The 17,134-nt window shown below is 65.9% G+C and carries 19 protein-coding genes and 1 other RNA gene; 9 read left to right on the top strand and 11 right to left on the bottom strand.

The genetic code is table 11. The features are described 5' to 3' along the window. The first annotated feature begins 108 nt into the window (after positions 1-108). Positions 109-2,196 (top strand): TonB-dependent siderophore receptor, encoded by a 2,088-nt coding sequence (locus VK519_RS06915; protein WP_324348494.1) that lies wholly within the window; start codon positions 109-111, stop codon positions 2,194-2,196. Here the strand turns inward: VK519_RS06915 and rpiA are convergent, their stop codons facing one another. From rpiA to VK519_RS06945, 6 genes are all read right to left on the bottom strand, one after another. Beyond that, entirely contained in the window at positions 2,197-2,838 is a 642-nt protein-coding gene (rpiA, locus tag VK519_RS06920) for a ribose-5-phosphate isomerase RpiA (protein ID WP_324348496.1), read from the bottom strand. Positions 2,839-2,843: 5 nt separating this feature from the next. Then, a complete protein-coding gene (locus VK519_RS06925; RefSeq protein WP_324348497.1) occupies positions 2,844-3,296 on the bottom strand; it encodes an EVE domain-containing protein in 453 nt (150 codons plus the stop codon). After that, on the bottom strand, positions 3,293-3,895 hold the full coding sequence (locus VK519_RS06930; protein WP_324348499.1) for a 5-formyltetrahydrofolate cyclo-ligase: 603 nt from the start codon (positions 3,893-3,895) through the stop codon (positions 3,293-3,295). Before VK519_RS06930 ends, VK519_RS06925 begins: the two co-directional genes overlap by 4 nt. A gap of 34 nt (positions 3,896-3,929) precedes the next feature. Then, positions 3,930-4,116, bottom strand: a non-coding RNA gene (ssrS, locus tag VK519_RS06935) — 6S RNA. A gap of 6 nt (positions 4,117-4,122) precedes the next feature. Next, positions 4,123-4,425: a cell division protein ZapA gene (locus VK519_RS06940; protein WP_250624846.1), complete on the bottom strand. Its 303-nt coding sequence runs from the start codon at positions 4,423-4,425 to the stop codon at positions 4,123-4,125. Positions 4,426-4,439: 14 nt separating this feature from the next. Then, a complete protein-coding gene (locus VK519_RS06945) occupies positions 4,440-4,664 on the bottom strand; it encodes a TIGR02449 family protein (protein ID WP_250624847.1) in 225 nt (74 codons plus the stop codon). A gap of 76 nt (positions 4,665-4,740) precedes the next feature. Between VK519_RS06945 and VK519_RS06950 the strand changes: the two genes are divergently transcribed. The 4 genes from VK519_RS06950 (at position 4,741) to pepQ (ending at position 8,703) form a co-directional block, all read left to right on the top strand. Then, positions 4,741-5,301: a UPF0149 family protein gene (locus tag VK519_RS06950; RefSeq protein WP_324348503.1), complete on the top strand. Its 561-nt coding sequence runs from the start codon at positions 4,741-4,743 to the stop codon at positions 5,299-5,301. Beyond that, entirely contained in the window at positions 5,298-6,611 is a 1,314-nt protein-coding gene (locus VK519_RS06955) for an aminopeptidase P N-terminal domain-containing protein (RefSeq protein ID WP_324348505.1), read from the top strand. The genes VK519_RS06950 and VK519_RS06955 overlap by 4 nt, the downstream gene beginning before the upstream one ends. 46 nt (positions 6,612-6,657) lie before the next feature. After that, on the top strand, positions 6,658-7,299 hold the full coding sequence (locus VK519_RS06960) for a hypothetical protein (RefSeq protein ID WP_324348506.1): 642 nt from the start codon (positions 6,658-6,660) through the stop codon (positions 7,297-7,299). 78 nt (positions 7,300-7,377) lie between these two features. Further along, positions 7,378-8,703 carry a Xaa-Pro dipeptidase gene (gene pepQ / locus VK519_RS06965; RefSeq protein ID WP_324348508.1) on the top strand — a complete coding sequence of 442 codons (1,326 nt, stop codon included), beginning with the start codon at positions 7,378-7,380 and terminating at the stop codon, positions 8,701-8,703. On the opposite strand, the gene VK519_RS06970 is transcribed toward pepQ, so the two are convergent. The 5 genes from VK519_RS06970 to rph form a co-directional block, all read right to left on the bottom strand. Then, positions 8,700-9,047, bottom strand: coding sequence for a PilZ domain-containing protein (locus VK519_RS06970; RefSeq protein ID WP_324348510.1), 348 nt, complete (start codon positions 9,045-9,047; stop codon positions 8,700-8,702). The genes pepQ and VK519_RS06970 overlap by 4 nt on opposite strands. Position 9,048: 1 nt before the next feature. Beyond that, a complete protein-coding gene (locus tag VK519_RS06975; RefSeq protein ID WP_524538982.1) occupies positions 9,049-11,130 on the bottom strand; it encodes a DUF1631 family protein in 2,082 nt (693 codons plus the stop codon). Between the two features lie 208 nt (positions 11,131-11,338). Further along, positions 11,339-12,493, bottom strand: a complete 1,155-nt coding sequence (gene hemW, locus VK519_RS06980) for a radical SAM family heme chaperone HemW (protein WP_324348514.1) — start codon at positions 12,491-12,493, stop codon at positions 11,339-11,341. Next, on the bottom strand, positions 12,493-13,095 hold the full coding sequence (gene rdgB / locus VK519_RS06985) for an RdgB/HAM1 family non-canonical purine NTP pyrophosphatase (RefSeq protein WP_324348516.1): 603 nt from the start codon (positions 13,093-13,095) through the stop codon (positions 12,493-12,495). Before rdgB ends, hemW begins: the two co-directional genes overlap by 1 nt. Positions 13,096-13,097: 2 nt before the next feature. Beyond that, complete coding sequence (gene rph / locus VK519_RS06990) at positions 13,098-13,829, bottom strand: ribonuclease PH (RefSeq protein WP_324348518.1); 732 nt, start codon at positions 13,827-13,829, stop codon at positions 13,098-13,100. Between the two features lie 72 nt (positions 13,830-13,901). Here rph and VK519_RS06995 point away from each other — a divergent pair, with 72 nt between their 5' ends. The 4 genes from VK519_RS06995 to mlaE all read left to right on the top strand — a co-directional run bounded on the left by VK519_RS06995 (position 13,902) and on the right by mlaE (position 17,092). Then, positions 13,902-14,768 carry a YicC/YloC family endoribonuclease gene (locus tag VK519_RS06995; protein WP_324348520.1) on the top strand — a complete coding sequence of 289 codons (867 nt, stop codon included), beginning with the start codon at positions 13,902-13,904 and terminating at the stop codon, positions 14,766-14,768. After that, the gene (gene gmk, locus VK519_RS07000; RefSeq protein ID WP_324348522.1) at positions 14,765-15,406 is read left to right on the top strand and encodes a guanylate kinase; all 642 of its coding nucleotides are present in this window, start codon (positions 14,765-14,767) and stop codon (positions 15,404-15,406) included. The genes VK519_RS06995 and gmk overlap by 4 nt, the downstream gene beginning before the upstream one ends. Before the next feature lie 82 nt (positions 15,407-15,488). Next, positions 15,489-16,322 (top strand): ABC transporter ATP-binding protein, encoded by an 834-nt coding sequence (locus VK519_RS07005; protein ID WP_324348523.1) that lies wholly within the window; start codon positions 15,489-15,491, stop codon positions 16,320-16,322. Further along, complete coding sequence (gene mlaE, locus VK519_RS07010; protein WP_324348524.1) at positions 16,319-17,092, top strand: lipid asymmetry maintenance ABC transporter permease subunit MlaE; 774 nt, start codon at positions 16,319-16,321, stop codon at positions 17,090-17,092. The genes VK519_RS07005 and mlaE overlap by 4 nt, the downstream gene beginning before the upstream one ends. The last annotated feature ends 42 nt before the right edge of the window (positions 17,093-17,134 follow it).

Raw genomic sequence — 17,134 nt, forward strand, 5'->3', positions numbered from 1 at the left:
CGCCGCCAAATGAGAGCGCCTGGCCGGGATTGGCTTTGATATTGTAATAAGAACCGTTATCATTCGCGATAATCCGGCCGCAGCACCCCGCGCGGCCGACCTGTCCGGATGAAACCCGTGTCCAAGCCTCTCTCCCGGCCGGCGCTGCTCGCTGCCATCGCCTTCGCCCTGACCGCCCCGGCTGCCGCACAGGAAACCACGTCCAGTGCGCCGGTCGATGCCAAGACCATGGAAGCGGTGAACGTGGTCTATTCCACCACCAAGACCGAAACGCCGGTGGTGCAGATCCCGCAGTCGGTCTCGGTGATCACGCCGGACCGCATGCAGGCGTACGGCGTGCAGGGGCTGGATGAGTCGGTGCGCTACCTGGCGGGCGTGGTCGGCGGCAGCTATGGCATGGACCCGCGCAGCGACTGGATTCTCGTCCGCGGCTACGACCCGGCGCGTTTCCTCGACGGTCTGGCCCTGCCAACCGGCGCCTGGACCTCCGATTCGCGTATCGAGCCGTATGGTCTTGAGCGCGTGGAGGTGAACAAGGGGCCGTCGTCCGCGGTGTATGGCCAGCTGCCGCCGGGCGGCATGATCAGCATGACCAGCAAGCGCCCGAGCCTGGATGCGCCGCGCGAAGTGGAAGCCACGGTCGGCAGCTTCGGTGAGAAACAGCTTGCCGGCGATGTCGGCGGACAGCTCGATAACGACGGCCACTGGCTCTACCGCGTGGTGGCGCTGGCGCGCCAGGGCGATTCGCCGCTGAAGCATTCGCAGGACGACCGCTACTACTTCGCGCCAAGCCTCACCTGGAAACCCGACGACGATACGTCGTTCACCTTGCTTGCCCGTTACCAGCGCGCATTGTCCAACGGCGTGGGCGGCTTCCTGCCCGAGCAGGGCACGTTGCTGCCCAATCCCAACGGCCGTATTCCCCGCGACGTGAATCCTGGCGAGCCGGGCTACGATTTCTACCACAAGACCGACAAATCCATCGGCTGGGACTTCAGCCATCGGTTCAACGACACGTGGTCGGTACGCCAGGACCTGCGCGTGGAAGACGCGATGGTGGACCACCGGTCCATCGGCAGCCTGGGTTTGCAGGACGACCTGAGCACGCTCAACCGCTACAACTTCCCGGTGTATGACCGCACGCACCTGTTCGCCGTGGATAACCAGGTGCAGGCGAAGTTCGCCACCGGCAGCGCCGAGCACACCGTGCTGATGGGCGTGGATTACCTGCGCAACAGCGACGACAGCCGCTCGGCCTTCGGCAGCGCACCGACGATCGATATCTACAATCCCGTATACGGCGCGCCGATCGATCGCATCCCCTATACCTCGCGTACCGAATCCACGTTGCGCCAGACCGGTGCCTATGTGCAGGACCAGGTCAACTGGGGCAAGTGGGGCATCGTCGCCAGCGGCCGCAACGACTGGGTGACCAACGATACCGACGACATCATCGCAGGCACGCATCGCAAGCAGACGGACAACGCGTTCTCTGGCCGCCTGGGCCTGAACTACAACTTCGATTCGGGTGTGGTGCCGTACCTGGCCTATTCCCACTCGTTCAAGACCACCGTCGGTGCCACCTTCGCCGGTGAATCCTTCAAGCCGATCACGGGCGACCAGTACGAGGGCGGCGTGAAGTACGCATCGCCCGATGGCCTCACGCTACTGACCGCAGCCGTCTACCAGCTGACGCAGAAGAATGCGTTGACGGTTGATCCCGATCACATCCTGTTCTCGATCCAGCAGGGCCGCACGCGCACGCGTGGCGCAGAACTGGAGGCGAACGTCGCCATCACCGACGACTTCAGCATGACGGCCGCCTGGGCCTGGACGGACGCCCGCGTCACCGAGGCCAACGATGCCAGCCGCGGCAAGCGCGTGGCGCTGGTGCCCAATCGGCAGGGCTCGGTGTCGGCGGATTATTCCCTGCACGAAGGCAGCCTGGCGGGTCTTGGCTTCGGCGGTGGCGTACGCTACATCGGGCGCCACTATGGCGATGCCAACAACGACTTTCCAACCGGCGGCTACGCCCTCTTCGACGCCAACGTGCACTACGACTTCGAGCAGTGGCGCGTGCAGCTAACGGGCTCGAACCTTACCGACCGCAACTACATTACCGCTTGCAACAGTGCGATCTGGTGCTACTACGGTTACCCGCGCACGGTCACCGCATCCGTGCGCTACCGCTGGTAACTAGCCAAGCACCCTGTCGCCGACCAGCACGATGTCGGCCGGGCGCGCGGCGAATAGGCCGCAGGTGACCACGCCGACGATCTGGTTGAGCTTGTTTTCCGTGCCGACGGGATCGACGATGCGCCAGCCGTGCACGTCGAGGATCCAGTTGCCGTTGTCGGTGACCACGCCATCGCGCCATACCGGCTGGCCGCCCATGGCGGAAATCTCCCGGGCCACGTGGCTGCGTGCCATGGGGATCACTTCCACCGGCAGCGGGAACGTGCCGAGCACGTCCACCTGCTTGGATGAATCCATGATGCAGACGAAGGTCTTCGATGCCGATGCGATGATCTTTTCGCGGGTGAGTGCCGCGCCGCCGCCCTTGATCAGGCGCTTGTGCGGATCGCACTCGTCGGCGCCGTCGATGTAGATATCCAGCGGCCCCACGGCGTTGAGGTCGAGTACGTCGATGCCGTGCGACTTCAGCTGGCGGGTGGACTGTTCGGAACTGGACACCGCGCCCTGGATGTCGTTTTTCATCGAAGCCAGTGCATCGATGAAGAAGGCAACCGTAGAGCCGGTACCGACGCCGATGACGGCGCCCTTCTCGACGTAGCGGAGGGCGGCTTCGCCAGCGAGGCGCTTTTCGTTCTGGCTCATGGCCATCACTCCAGGGTAAGGATGTAGTCCCAATGTGGCTTGGAAACCGGCATCACCGAAAGCCGGTTACCCTTGCGGACCAGCGCCATGTCGGCCAGTTCCTCGATGCCCTTGAGTTCTTCAAGCGAAATGACGCGCTTGAGCTTCCGGACGAACTTGACGTCCACCAGCATCCAGCGTGGATCCTCGCGCTTCGCGCCGGCGTCGAAGTAGTCGCTCTTCGGATCGAACTGGGAGGGATCGGGATAGGCGGCGGTGGCTACCGACGCGATGCCGGCGATACCGGGCACGGCACAGTTGGAGTGGTAGAAGAAGACCTTGTCGCCAACCCGCATGCCGTCGCGCATGAAGTTGCGCGCCTGGTAGTTGCGGACGCCGTCCCAGGCCTCCTTGCCCTTGCGTTTGAGGTCGTCGATCGAAAACGTGTCCGGCTCGGACTTCATCAGCCAGTAGTTCATTTCCCGCCCGTGCAGTCGATGAGCTCTTTTTCCGTGGCGATGTAGTCGAGCGGGACATCCCAGTGGGCCGTCTCGATCGATTTTACTTCCTGGAAGGAATAACCCACGCCCACCAGCAGCGGCTGCGCGGGGCGCCCGGGGACGTTGAGGAAATCGAAGCTGCGGTCGTAGTAGCCGCCGCCGAACCCCAGGCGGTTGCCCTTGCGGTCGAAGCCGAGCAACGGCACCAGTACCAGATCCATCTGGTTGGGTGCAGTGACGTGGTCCTGGTTGACGGGCTCCGGGATGCCAAGCCGGTTCGGCGCCACTTCGTCGCCCGTGCGCCAGGGAACGAAGCAAAGGCGGCGGTTGCTGTCGATCACCGGCAGGTAGAAATGCTGGCCTCGCTCGGCAAGGCCGGCGATGGCAAGGTTCAGCGGCAGCTCGCCACCGGTTGCCCAGTAGCCGGCGACTTTTGTCTCGGTAAGGAATTCGGGGAGCGACTCAAGGCTCCGGCGCAGGCCCTGGGCCGCGCCCATGCGCTCGGCGGGCCCGAGCTCGCGACGTCGCTGGGCGAGGTCGCCACGCAGTTCGCGTCGCTGGCTGGGACTTGTTGGCATAAGACTGACAGGCCCAGTCAAAGGAAAGTAAGTGGCGTTAACCGCAATGCCGTTGCACACCGAACGACCTTGATCCACGAGGATCAGGTGGGAGGACCATCACGGCTCTAAGGCTTTCCGCACGCGGCGGACATGCACACAATCCGTGAACTGGCCGACCCGGGGCCGTTTATAGGAACAAGGCAAATGTAAGGATGCGCTATCGAACACCGCAGAAAACGCCGTCTCTATTTTATGTGGCCGTCGAGCACACCTTCAAGCTTCTTTCGCAGATTGCCCAAACCTTCGGTCAGCGCCAGTTCCTGGGCGGCGTGCTCGACCTTCAGGCCCAGGAGCTCATGGGCGATGGAAACCGCGGCCAAAACGGCGATGCGGTCGAAGCCCGGCGCGCGCGCATTTACCTTTAGTTCCCGCATCTTGCCGTCCAGGTACTGCGCCGCGGCCACGAGGCCGGCGCGCTCTTCCGGGGCGCAGGCGATGTGGAACTCGCGGTCCAGCAGTCGCAGGGCGACCGGTTCGGCGGTGGACATGGCGGGATACGTCCTTAAGGGGTGCTTTCCAGCGCCTTGAGGCGCTGGATCATCGCCTCGACCCGCTGGCGCGCCTGTTCATTGCGCGCTACCAGGCCTGCGCGCTCACTGGCCAGCTGTTCCTGGCTGTGGCGGAGGCTGCGGTTTTCCTCGGTCAGTCGCCGGACCGTCTCGGCGAGCTGGTCCAGGCTGTGCCCCAGGGCGTCGATTTCGGCGGAAACATCAGAGGGTGTCGGCATGGGCGGACTATAGCAAACCGCCACCGGATGACAGCAAGAGCTGCGTTAGACTTAGGCTCTTTGCAGGAGGCGAGTCATGGGCACCGGCCAGAGTGTCACTTTCGACGATCTCGACCGGCTCGTCGTGCGCCTGGAACTGGGTACCGAGGCCAGCGAGTTGCATGGCTCTCTGTGCGGTTTCTTGAGCGGTGGCGGCCACTTCGGTGGGCTTGGCGTATTGCCGGCCCTGCACCTGGAGGAAGGCAAGGCACCCACCGGCCCAGACCTCTCCCTGCTGTCGCGGCTGCGCCAGGAAAGCGAAGAAGCCCTGTCGGACCCTGAGTTTGCCTTCCAGTTGCTGCTGCCTGACGACGACGCCCCGGTGGGTGATCGCGCCGATGCCCTGGTGGAATGGTGCCGGGGTTTCCTTGGCGGCCTGGGGCTGGCCGGTTCCCGTGGCCATGGCGATCTTTCCGAGGAAGCGCGCGAAGTGCTGCGCGACCTTGGCGTGATCGCCTCGTCCGACCTCGACCGCGGCGACGAGGAGGAAGACGAAGCCTCATATACCGAGCTTGAGGAATTTGTCCGCGTGGGCGTACTGCTGCTACACGCCGAACTTGCCGCCGGCGAACCACCGGCCAGCGATACCCTGCATTGATCGCGGCGACCGAGTACGCGCGCCGCCGGCGCCAGCTGATGCGCATGGCCGGCGAGGATGCCGCGATCATTGTCGCCGCGGCCCCCGAGCGCATGCGCAACGCCGACGCACCCTGGCCGTACCGCCAGCATTCGGATTTCCATTACCTGTCGGGCTTCGGCGAGCCGGACAGCATCCTGGCCCTGCTGCCAGGCCGCAGCCAGGGCGAGGCGGTGCTGTTCTGCCGCGAGCGCGACGCCGAGCGCGAACGCTGGGACGGTGAGCGGCTGGGCACCGAGCGCGCCGCCGAACAGCTGAAACTGGACGACGCCTTCCCGATCGAGGACATCGACGACATCCTGCCGGGCATGATTGAGGGCAGGGCGCGCCTGTACTGTCATTTTGGCGCCGAACCTGAATTCGATGCACGTTTGCTCAGCTGGATGCGCCGCCTGCGCTCCGCCCGGGGTGGCGGCGTGGTGCCCAAGGAGTTCGTGGCCCTGGGCCACCTACTGCACGATCTGCGGCTGTACAAGTCGAAAGCGGAGCTGGCGCTGATGAAGCAGTCAGCGTCCATTGCCGCCAAGGCGCACCTGGCCGCCATGCGCGTGGCCCGGCCGGGCGTTGCCGAATACGAGGTGGAAGGCGAACTGTTGCGCGTGATGCGCGGCAACGGGGCGGTGCCGGCCTTTCCCCCCACCGTCGCCGGCGGCGCCAATGCCTGCGTCATGCACTACCAGGCCAATCGCGCGCGCCTGCGCGATGGCGACCTGCTGCTGGTGGACGCCGGCGCGGAAGTGGATTGCTACGCCTCGGACATCACCCGTACCTATCCGGTGGGTGGAAAATTCTCGCCCGAGCAACGTGCGCTCTACGACATCGTGTTGAGTGCGCAGGCCGCTGCCATCGACGAAGTGCGCCCGGGCCAGGTATTCAGCGCCGCGCACGATGTCGCGGTCGAGGTGATCACCGAAGGCCTGTGTGCGCTTGGCCTGCTCAAGGGAACGCCAGCCAAGGCGATCGCCTCGGCGGCCTACAAAAAATTCTTTCCCGGCAAGACCGGTCACTGGCTGGGCCTGGACGTTCATGATGTCGGGGACTATCGCGTGGATGGCGAACCACGGCTGCTGGAGCCGGGTATGGTGGTGACGGTGGAGCCTGGCGTGTACATCGATCCGGACGAGCGGTCGGTCCCTGAACGATGGCGCGGGATCGGCATCCGTATCGAGGACGACGTGGCCGTGGGCCGCGATGGTCCGCAGGTGCTCACCGGCGACGTACCCAAGGGCATTGAGGAATTGGAAGACCTGCTGGGCAGCCGCGCATCGTGAATGTCCCACGGCAAAATCCCTGACTGCAGCGACGATCCTTTCCCTCATGCTCACGCCCTGGACAGCGCTGGTTGATGATCGCCTTCCCGCCATCGGGGCGGTGGCGACCGCCACGGCATTGCACCGGCGGCTGGTTTCGTTGGCGGCCATCGACCGGTCCCCTGGCTTGTGGAGCCAGGATGGTGGTTCGAGCCTGTTAAGGGCGGCCCTGTTCACCGTGCGCGGCGATGATGCGTCGCTCCTGGTCGCCCCGGGTATCGTCGCCATCGGGATCCACGTGCGCGCCCATCGATGGATCGCCGATGTGCATGACGGCGCGCACCTTGTCGAGGGCGGTGGCGAGATGGGGCTATTCGCTGCCGACGACGTGGACCTGGCTTGCCCCGAATGCGGGCACCTGGTGGTGATGGGCGGTGAGGAAAGCGCTTATCTGGAAGAAGCGCTGAGCGTCTGGACCGAAGGCTCGGAGACGGCGCCCCTGGTGTGCCCGGCCTGTGGTGGCTGGACGCCGCTGCCGCACTGGCATTCGCCCGGGAATGGCTTTGCCTGCGGAGAACTGGCCGTGACGCTCTGGGGCGCACACCTGCGCGAACTGATCGATCCGGCACCGGATACCCCGGCGCGTCTGCTGCGCACGGCCCTGGGCGACGCGCAGGGCCGTTTTGCCGTGGTGTTCGGGCGGGGTTAGCCCTGCTGCCCACACTTGGCGCGCCGGGCATCAAGGCGCACCATTGGTGTTTGCCCCCATCCGGACCGGAGCCCCACGATGTCCAGCGCCCTTGCCGCCCTTTATCCCCCGCACCTGGCCACGGTGCGCGATCGCACCGACAAGGCGCTGGCGCTGGGTGGTTTCGACCACCTGGTGGTGGCCGCCGGGAGGCCGATCGTCCGCTTCCTGGACGACAACTACTACCCGTTCGTGGTGAGCCCGCACTTCAAGCACTGGTTGCCGCTGATCGACGCGCCGGGCAGCTGGATCGCCTATACGCCGGGCAAGAAGCCCACGCTTATTTTCCTGCAGCCGCGCGATTATTGGCACGTCGTACCCGAGGCGCCGTCGGGCTACTGGGTGGAGCACTTCGACATCGTCGTGATCCGCGAGCCCGCCGAGGCCGCGGCGCACCTGCCCGAAGCATCGCGCAGCGCGATCATCGCCGACGACAATGTGCGCCTGGACGGTTTTGCCCCCAGCGCCACGGCGGCGGTGATGGACTACCTTCACTTCCACCGCGCCTTCAAGACGCCTTACGAACTGGCCCTGATGCGCATTGCCAGTGAGCGTGGCGCGCGCGGCCACCGTGCCGCGGAGGCCGCCTTCCGCGCCGGCAAGAGCGAATTGGGCATCCACATGGATTACCTCAGCGCCGTCGGCCAGATCGACGCTGAGTTGCCCTATGCCTCGATCGTGGGCCTGAACCAGCATGGTTCGGTGCTGCACTACACCAACTTCGACCGCGAGCCGCCCAAGCCCAGCCTTTCGTTCCTGATCGACGCCGGTGCGAGCGCCTCGGGTTATGCCAGCGACATCACGCGCACCTATGCCTCGCCCCAGGCCCCGGAATTCCAGGCGCTGATTGATTCGGTGGAAGCGGCCCAGCAGTCGTTCTGCGCGCAAGTGAAGGCAGGCCTGGACTACGCCAGGCTTCATGTCCACGCGCACCACGTTCTGGCGGACATACTGCGCGAGCACGGGTTCATCCGCATGAGCGCCGAGAGCGCGGTGGCATCGGGTGTGTCGGCGGTGTTTTTCCCGCATGGCCTGGGCCATGGCATCGGCATGCAGGTGCACGAAGTGGCCGGCTTCCAGGAAAGCGAAAATGGCGGCTTCATCAAGCGCCCCGATGGCCATCCTTACCTGCGCCTGACGCGCACCCTGGCGCCGGGCATGGTGGTGACGATCGAGCCGGGGCTCTACTTCATCGACATGCTGCTGGCCGAGCTTAAGCAGAAGCCCGAGGCGAAGGATATCGACTGGGCGCGCGTGGACGCCTTCCGCAAGTACGGCGGCATCCGCATCGAGGACGACGTGGTGTGCACCGAGGGCGAGCCTGAAAACCTCACCCGCGATGCCTTCGGCCAGGTGGCGGCCTAGTACTCGCTGCTCGCGGCGTGTTCCAGCCAGCGGTCCAGTTGCGCCGCGTCGCGGTCGTTGATGGCCACGATGCGGTAGCCCGACCAGGTCTGGCCCAGCGTCGTGGCGGGCTCGTTCCATTGCTCCTGGATGCCGACCAGCAACATGGCGCCATCGGCGCCCGGTAGCGACATTGACACCTGGTAGACCGCCGCGCTGTTGGGCGCACGGCCGCCGATCAGCATCATGCCGGTGGCCGACAAGTTGCCAAGCTGGCCCAGGATCTGGTCGGTCATGGTGTCGATCACCGGGATCGGCAGGCGGGTGCGCCGACGCGGGGCGCCACGCTGTTCGAACGTGCCCATGTCAGCTGGTCCTCGCGGCGGACATACGCAGGCTGCCGGCGATGGCATGCCATGCGCGGTCGAGCAGGGATGACGGCGGTGGCACGTATTCGCGCGCGCTGCCTTCGATCAGGGCGGTGGCCAGCTGCGCCAGGGTAATGTCCTCGGCGCGGATGCCGTTGGCGTTCACCAGCAGGCAGCGGCCGGACGATGCACTGAACCAGGCAAGCTTGCGGCGGGCGAGCGTGCCATCGGCCTGCATGAATTCATACCAGGCCCCGGCCTCGCGATGGCGCAGCACTTCGAGCTCGGCCCGGATGCGTGGCTTGAGGCGGCTTTCATCGTCGGGTGGCGTGGCAGGTTCAATGGCGGCAAGCACGTCCTCGCCGAAGCGCGGGCGTGTGCGCAGGCGCATCGCCATGTCGGTATTGGTGGGCGCGGCGTCGTCTTCCTGCTGCTGGCGAAGCAGGCGGCGGGCAACTTCGGCCGCTTCGTCGGCATGCATGCCCACGTGCTGCAGGCGCGTTTCCACTTCGGCCTGCAAATGCGCCACGTTGGCGACAGGCGTGCGCCCAAGCAACTGGTCGGTGATCTCCAGGCTTGCCTGGAAAGCGGGGCTCTTCTCGTCGTTGCGCAGCAGGTTCAGGGCCAGTACGTCCGACCATGTGCGTTCGAGCAGGATGCGCAGCACGCCGCGTGGCGAGCGCTCGTTCATGCGCTCGGCCATCAGTTCGGCGGCGCGCTTGCGTGCCGTCGCCAGGCGTTCGCGCCCTTCCATCGCCTCGGCCAGGCGACGCTCGGCCACCTGCGCCTTGCGGCTGAGCGCGGCGACGTGGTTTTCGATGTCGGAGGCCCAGCGCGGATCGATCGCCGTCGCCACGGCCACTTCGCCCACCACGCGCTCGAGCTTCTCGGCGAGCACCGGATCGGCATCGGCGTGGTCGAGCCAGTCGTTCGCGGCCTCGGCCACGGTGTTGACCAGCTTGCGCGCTGGATGGTCGTGCTGTTCGAAGAAGCTCTTGTCGGTGACGGCGGTGCGCAGCACCGGCCATTGCAGGCCGCCGAGCAGTGACCGTGCGGCGCCCTGCTTGGTCAGCTCCTGTGCCAGGGTCTCGAACAGCATGGCGGTGAGTTCCACCGTGTCGCTGTGTTCGGGGCTCAGCGACACCGGCGGCGAGCCGGGCGGACGATTGATCGATAGCTGGGTAACCAGCTCATCGCGCAGGCGCTGGGCGCTGCGTATCTCGCGTGAGGCGTGGTCGGCCACTTCGGAAAGGTGGCCCTGCAGCGCTGTGAGGGCAATCTGCAGTTCGTCGGTACTGGCCAGGCGTGCGGCGCCGTGGGCAACAGCAGGCTCGCGGGTGCGCTTGGAAAGAAGATCGCGCAGGCTTTCCAGTACCGAAATGCTTTCGCTGCGCGCAGCTTCGCTGGCAGGCGTGGGTGCCGCCACCGGTTCGCGCACGGGGGCTGCTTCGGCCCGGGCATTGACCGCGGCGCGCGTGGACGCCGTGGTACGTGCATACGAGACCACGCGCAGCTGCGGCAGTATGCCGTTGTCGCGAAGGTGGTCGTTGAGCGAGGCATACAGCGATTCCAGGCTAGCCATCAGGCGCGCGTCGAAGCACTGGAACATCAGCAGGCGATGGGCCAGGGAAAGCGGCATGGGCGTGGCGGCTTCGCGCAATACCGACGCCAATGCGCGTGGACCGGCCGGCTGGCCGTCGCCATCGAGCGGCGCGCTGGCGGCAAGCACCGCCAGGCGGAAGCCCAGTTCATGCAGCACGCCGGCATGCCGCGCCTCGGCGCGCGAGGAGAGCACCGAGAGCGAGTCGTTTTCTTCCTGTTCGGTGGTATCCACCAGGCTCAGTTCAAGCCGTTCCGGTTGCAGGCGTTTTTGTTCGCCGGCGTCGCCCAGGCGGATGAACCGCTCGCGCAGGCCGTTGGCGAAACGCTCGCGGAAGGCGGCGGTACCCCGCTCCAGCACATGGCGACTTTCGAAGCACGCCTGCTGCTCGATGTGGTTGCGTGCGCGATCGGCCATCTGGAATAGGCGCTGGTCGAATTCCGACAGCGACGCTTGCAGGGGCGCCTCAAGCCAGGCCATGCAGGTGGCCAGGCTATGGGCAACGTGCTGTCGCGCGCGTGGCGACAGCTCCGCGCGCCATGCGGCGGCAGACGCCTCAGCGGCGTGCGTTCGTGAGGGTGAATCGAGCGACATGTGACGAGTGGCTCCCCTGCCTCGTGACGGCTAGTGTAGGGAAGGCCCAGGCGTGGCGCCACCGGCCGAAAGCACTGTGCCGGGAGTGCTTAAGTCATGCCATGAAGCTTTCGATCACGTCGTTGAGGAATCGCTGGCCCAGGGGGGTGGTATGCAGGCGTCCGGGCTCGTCGCGCAGCCAGCCGCGGCGGATGCCCTCGGCCAGGGGCGTGGCAATCGCCTGCAGAGGTTGGCCCGTGGTCTGGGCAAAACCGGCAAGATCCACGCCGTCCACCAGCCGCAGTGCATTGAGCATGTATTCGAAGGGGAGGTCGGCGACGGCCACGGTGGTGTCGCCACCGATTCGTGCCGGCGTTCCGGCGGCCGTCAAATAAGCGTTGGGGTGCCGGGTCTTCCAGCGGCGGCGGACATCCAGGCCACTGATTTTGCCGTGGGCGCCGGCGCCGATGCCCAGGTAGTCGCCGAAGCGCCAGTAGTTGAGGTTGTGCCGGCATGGTTCGCCGGGCCGCGCGTAGGCGGAGATTTCATACTGGGCAAACCCGCCGGCGGCCAGGCGCGCCTCGCAGGCTTCCTGCATCGCCCAGGCATCGTCGTCGGCCGGGAGCGGGGGAGGGTTCGCGGCGAAGGCGGTATTCGGTTCCAGGGTGAGCTGGTAGTGCGAGACATGGCTAGGTGCCAGGGCGATGGCCCGGTCGACGTCGGCGATGGCGCCGGCGAGGTCCTGGCCGGGCAGGGCGTACATGAGGTCGAGGTTGATGCGTTGGAAACCTGCATCCTGTGCAAGCTTCACCGCATCGCTCGCCTCGCTTGCAGAGTGGATGCGGCCCAGGCGCTTGAGTTTTTCATCGTCGAAGCTCTGGATGCCGAAGGAAAGCCGGTTGACCCCGGCGGCGAGGTAGCCATCGAAGCGGCCGTGCTCGACGGTGCCGGGGTTGGTCTCCAGCGTTACTTCGGTATTTTCGGCAAAGGCGATGCGTGCGCGGGCGCCGTCCAGGAAACGCGCCACCTGGGAGGATGAAAACAGGCTGGGCGTGCCGCCGCCGAAAAAAACCGTGTCGATGCGTCGCCCGGCGATTGCTTCGCCAAAGTCGGCAAGGTCTGCGTCGAGGTCGGCCAGCAGGGCGTCGATGTACACCTCGTAGGGTGGCTCGCCACGCAGGCCATGGGAATTGAAATCACAGTACGGGCACTTCTTCACGCACCAGGGCATATGCACGTAAAGCGACAACGGCGGCGAAAGCGGCTGCATCAGCGGGCGGCCAGGCGATCCCGCAGCGCGGCAACGGCCTGGCCGCGGTGGCTCAGGCTGTTCTTCAGTACCCGATTGAGCTCGGCGGCGCTTTGTTCGAAGCCGTCGGGCAGGAACAGCGGGTCGTAGCCGAAGCCGCCGTCGCCCCGCTCGGCGGTGAGGATGCGTCCGGACCAGCGCCCTTCGACGATGATCGGCGCGGGGTCGTCGGCATGACGGAGCAGCACGATCACGGCGATGAAGTACGCGCCCCGTTCGCTCGCAGGCTTGCCGTCAAGTTCGCGCAGGAGCTTGGCGCGGTTGGCTGCCGCATCGCCGTGCACGCCGGCATAGCGCGCGGCATACAACCCTGGTGCGCCATCGAGCACTTCGACGCAGATGCCCGAGTCGTCTGCCAACGCGGGCAGGCCGGTGACCGTGCTGGCGTGGCGGGCCTTGATCAGCGCGTTCTCCACGAAGCTGCGACCGGTCTCATCGGCGTCGTCCACGCCAAGGCTGGCCTGTGAGACGAACTCGATGCCCAGGCCCGCCAGCAGCTGGCTGAACTCCGCCAGCTTCCCGGCGTTCGATGACGCCAGCACGACGCGCCCGAGGCCGGTCATGATCAGCCTTCGGCCAGCGCCGCGCGCTGGGCGGTGACGAGTTCGGCGATGCCCTTGCCGGCAAGGTCGAGCAGGGCATCGAGCTCATCGCGGCGGAAGGCGTGGCCCTCTGCCGTGCCTTGCACTTCGATGAAACCGCCACCGTCGTTCATCACCACGTTCATGTCGGTGTCGCAGGCGGAGTCTTCGGCATAGTCGAGGTCGAGCACGGGCACGCCGTTGACGATGCCCACGGACACCGCCGCCACGGCGCCGATGATCGGGTTGCGCTTGAGCGAGGTGCGTTTCATCAACACGGTGACGGCGTCCACCAGTGCCACATAGGCGCCGGTGATGGCTGCCGTGCGGGTGCCGCCGTCGGCCTGGATCACATCGCAATCCAGGGTGATCACTCGCTCGCCCAAGGCCGCGCGGTCGACGCAGGCGCGCAGCGAGCGGCCGATCAGGCGCTGGATTTCCATGGTGCGGCCACCCTGGCCGCCGCGGGCGGCCTCGCGCTGCATGCGCTCGTTGGTGGCCCGCGGCAGCATGCCGTATTCGGCGGTGATCCAGCCTTCGCCCTTGCCGCGTAGCCACGCCGGGGTGCGTTCTTCGATACTGGCATTGCACAGCACCCGGGTGTCGCCAAAACTCACCAGCACCGAGCCTTCGGCGTGACGGGTGTAATGGCGTTCGATGCTGACGGCGCGCAGCTGGTCGGCGGGTCGGCCGCTGGGTCGGGAAAAGGCAGTCATGGGGGACTTTGGCGTTGGCGGGCGGGAAAGTTTACCATTGCCGGCCCCCAAGGCTCGCCCGCAGGACGCCAAATGATTCGCAGCATGACCGCTTACGCGTCGGCCGAGACGGCGAGTCCCGCGGGTAACCTCGCCTGTGAATTGCGCACGGTGAACCACCGTTACCTGGAAATCTCCCCGCGCATGCCCGATGAACTCCGGGCCCACGAAGGCACTTTGCGCGAGAGGATCGCCGCCCGGCTGTCCCGCGGCAAGGTCGATGCCACGGTGCGCCTGCGCAGCGAAGCGCGCCTGGCCGGCGACGGCCTGCAGCTGGACAGCGTCTTACTGGCCCATCTGGAAGAACTGGCCAACGGCCTGGGTAACCGCTTCCCCGGCATGACCACCCAGTTCACCGAACTGCTGCGGTTCCCCGGTGTGCTGCAGCAGGCTGACGTCGATCCCGAAGCCATGCAGGCAGCGCTTTTGCAGGTGCTCGACGAAGCCCTGGACGCCCTCACCGCCACCCGTGAGCGCGAGGGCGACAAGCTCGGGCAGATCATCGCCGGACGCCTGGATGCCATCGAAACCATCGTCGTCGACGTCCGGCAGTGGGTGCCGGAGATCCGCGCCGCCCTGCGCGCCCGCCTGGAGGCCCGCCTGGCCGACATGCGCCAGCCGATGGAACCGGGACGGCTCGAGCAGGAACTGGTGCTGCAGGTGACCCGCATTGACGTCGACGAAGAGCTCGACCGCCTGGCCACCCACGTGGCCGAGGCGCGCCGCGTGCTGAAGCTGGCCGAACCGGTAGGCCGACGCCTGGATTTCCTCATGCAGGAATTCAACCGCGAAGCCAATACACTGGGCTCGAAGTCCGTCGATGCGCGGACCACCAACGCCGCCGTGGAGTTGAAGGTGCTGATCGAGCAGATGCGCGAACAGGTACAGAACATCGAATGAGCGACGCGCACGCCCCGGCCACGGTACCTGGCACGCTGTTCGTGGTGGCCGCGCCATCGGGCGCAGGCAAGTCCACGCTGGTCAATGCGCTGCTCGAGCGTGAGCCTGCGATATCCCTTTCCATTTCGCATACCACTCGGCCACCGCGGGTGGGCGAGGAATACGGCCGGCACTACTACTTCGTCGAGCGTTCGGATTTCGCCCGCGAGATCGAACAGGGCATCTTCCTCGAGCACGCAGAGGTCCACGGGAATTTCTACGGCACCTCGCGCCGCACGGTGGAAGAAAAACTCAAAGTAGGCAGCGACGTGCTGCTGGAAATCGACTGGCAGGGCGCGCGCCAGGTGCGCGAGGGCATGGGCGATTGCGTGAGCGTATTCATCCTGCCGCCGTCCCGGATCGAGCTCGAACGCCGCCTGCGCGGCCGAGGCTCGGATGCACCGGACGTGATCGAGCGACGCCTGTTCAATTCGCGTGAGGAAATTGCCCACGCCCATGAATTTGACTACATCATCGTCAACGACCGCTTCGAGGACGCCCTGGGCGATCTGGTAGCCATCGTGCGGGCGGTCCGCCAGCGCAGCAGCGTCGCGCGCAAGCGCCACGAAAGCCTGATCGCGGAATTATTGGCGGTCTGAGCGTTCCAAACCGCTTGTGGTTCCGGCGTCCGAACCCTATTTCCGGTAACTTGTCCCCCTTTCCAAGCCCCGGCGTGCCCTGATGACAGAAATCCCGTCCGCGCCACCCGATTCCGAACCCATGGTCAAGGTGCGCGGCCTCACCACGGTCTTGAATGGCAAGAAGATCTTCGACGCGCTGGACCTGGACATCCCGCGTGGCAAGGTCACTGCCATCATGGGTCCCAGCGGCACGGGCAAGACCACCCTGCTCAAGCACATCACAGGGCAGATGCGCGGCGATGCCGGCCAGGTACTGGTGGATGGCGAAGACGTCCGCACCTTGAGCCGCGAGCACCTTTTCGACCTGCGCGAACGCATTGGCTACCTTTTCCAGAACTCAGCCTTGCTCACCGACTTCGACGTGTTCGAGAACGTGGCGTTCCCACTTCGTCAGCACACCACGTTGCCAGAGGTATTGATCCGCAACATCGTACTGACCAAGCTGCAGGCGGTGGGTTTGCGTGGCGCGGCGGCGCTCACGCCCGCGGAGCTTTCCGGCGGCATGGCCCGGCGCGTGGCGCTGGCCCGGGCGATCGTCTTCGATCCGATGTTGATCCTGTACGACGAACCCTTCGTGGGCCTGGATCCCATCTCGCTCAACCAGGTGCTGAAGCTGATCCGTACGCTCAATGAAACCCTGGGGATTACCAGCGTGCTGGTGGCCCATGAGCTGGCAGCCGTGCAGCAGGTGGCTGACCACGTGTATTTGATCGCCAATGGCAAGGTCGTTGCGCAGGGCGCACCGTCGACGCTCGCCAACGACGGCTCGCCGTGGACAAAACAATTCTTTGGCGGCTCGCCCGACGGACCGGTGCCCTTCCAATACCCCGCCGGCGACTACGCCGCGGCACTGGGCCTGCGGAGGAACGCATGAACGCGCGCATCGAACGTAACGGCGTGGTGTCCAATGCGCTGGCGCAGATCGGTGCCTGCGCCCTGTTCGGCCTCACCTTGCTGGGCGCCGTGCCGGGCTCGTTGCGGCACTTCCGCGAGACGCTTCGCCAGGTGTGGTTCGTCGGTGCGATGAGCCTCACCATCATCATGACCTGCGGCCTGTTCGTGGGCATGGTGCTGGCGCTGCAGCTTTACGATGTACTGTCGATTTTCGGCGGCACATCGGCCACGGGTACGGTGGTCGCCATCGCCATCTACCGCGAGCTTGGTCCGGTAGTCACGGCATTGCTGTTCGCCGGTCGTGCCGGTACCTCGATCACCGCCGAAATCGGCTTGATGCGCGCCACCGACCAGATCGATGCCATGGAAATGATGGCGGTCGATCCCCTGGCCTACGTCGCGGCACCGCGTTTCCTCGCCGGCATCGTTGCCGTGCCGTTGCTTACCGTGATGTTCTGCACCATGGGCGTGCTCGGCGGCCACCTGGTAGGCGTGTCGTGGCTGGGCATCGACAACGGTACGTTCTGGTCGAACATGACGGCCACCGTCGATGTCTGGAAGGACATCGTCGACGGCGTCATCGTCAAGAGCTTCGTCTTCGGCATCGTGGTTACCCTGATCGCCGTGTTCCAGGGTTACACCACGCCGCCCACCAGCGAAGGCGTGGCCTACGCCACCACGCGCACGGTGGTGGCGTCATCCATCGCCATCCTGGCGCTCGACTTCGTGCTGACGGCCTTCCTGGTATGACAGCGCCTGACTATTCCCTTACTTTCTTCCTGAGGACCGCCC

The sequence above is a fragment of the Pinirhizobacter sp. genome (assembly GCF_035317885.1).
Classification (GTDB): Bacteria; Pseudomonadota; Gammaproteobacteria; order Xanthomonadales; family Rhodanobacteraceae; genus Pinirhizobacter.

Bases quoted from the DNA above. Each gene is read 5' to 3' on its own strand.
- gmk (WP_324348522.1), top strand. From the start codon at position 14,765: ATGAGCGACGCGCACGCCCCGGCCACGGTACCTGGCACGCTGTTCGTG.
- VK519_RS06995 (WP_324348520.1), top strand. From the start codon at position 13,902: ATGATTCGCAGCATGACCGCTTACGCGTCGGCCGAGACGGCGAGTCCC.
- VK519_RS06925 (WP_324348497.1), bottom strand. From the start codon at position 3,296: ATGAACTACTGGCTGATGAAGTCCGAGCCGGACACGTTTTCGATCGAC.
- VK519_RS06915 (WP_324348494.1), top strand. From the start codon at position 109: ATGAAACCCGTGTCCAAGCCTCTCTCCCGGCCGGCGCTGCTCGCTGCC.
- rdgB (WP_324348516.1), bottom strand. From the start codon at position 13,095: ATGACCGGCCTCGGGCGCGTCGTGCTGGCGTCATCGAACGCCGGGAAG.
- VK519_RS06975 (WP_524538982.1), bottom strand. From the start codon at position 11,130: ATGGCCTGGCTTGAGGCGCCCCTGCAAGCGTCGCTGTCGGAATTCGAC.
- VK519_RS06930 (WP_324348499.1), bottom strand. From the start codon at position 3,895: ATGCCAACAAGTCCCAGCCAGCGACGCGAACTGCGTGGCGACCTCGCC.
- VK519_RS06940 (WP_250624846.1), bottom strand. From the start codon at position 4,425: ATGTCCACCGCCGAACCGGTCGCCCTGCGACTGCTGGACCGCGAGTTC.
- VK519_RS06945 (WP_250624847.1), bottom strand. From the start codon at position 4,664: ATGCCGACACCCTCTGATGTTTCCGCCGAAATCGACGCCCTGGGGCAC.
- hemW (WP_324348514.1), bottom strand. From the start codon at position 12,493: ATGCAGCCGCTTTCGCCGCCGTTGTCGCTTTACGTGCATATGCCCTGG.
- VK519_RS06960 (WP_324348506.1), top strand. From the start codon at position 6,658: ATGCTCACGCCCTGGACAGCGCTGGTTGATGATCGCCTTCCCGCCATC.
- VK519_RS06970 (WP_324348510.1), bottom strand. From the start codon at position 9,047: ATGGGCACGTTCGAACAGCGTGGCGCCCCGCGTCGGCGCACCCGCCTG.
- VK519_RS06950 (WP_324348503.1), top strand. From the start codon at position 4,741: ATGGGCACCGGCCAGAGTGTCACTTTCGACGATCTCGACCGGCTCGTC.
- mlaE (WP_324348524.1), top strand. From the start codon at position 16,319: ATGAACGCGCGCATCGAACGTAACGGCGTGGTGTCCAATGCGCTGGCG.
- pepQ (WP_324348508.1), top strand. From the start codon at position 7,378: ATGTCCAGCGCCCTTGCCGCCCTTTATCCCCCGCACCTGGCCACGGTG.
- rpiA (WP_324348496.1), bottom strand. From the start codon at position 2,838: ATGAGCCAGAACGAAAAGCGCCTCGCTGGCGAAGCCGCCCTCCGCTAC.
- rph (WP_324348518.1), bottom strand. From the start codon at position 13,829: ATGACTGCCTTTTCCCGACCCAGCGGCCGACCCGCCGACCAGCTGCGC.
- VK519_RS07005 (WP_324348523.1), top strand. From the start codon at position 15,489: ATGACAGAAATCCCGTCCGCGCCACCCGATTCCGAACCCATGGTCAAG.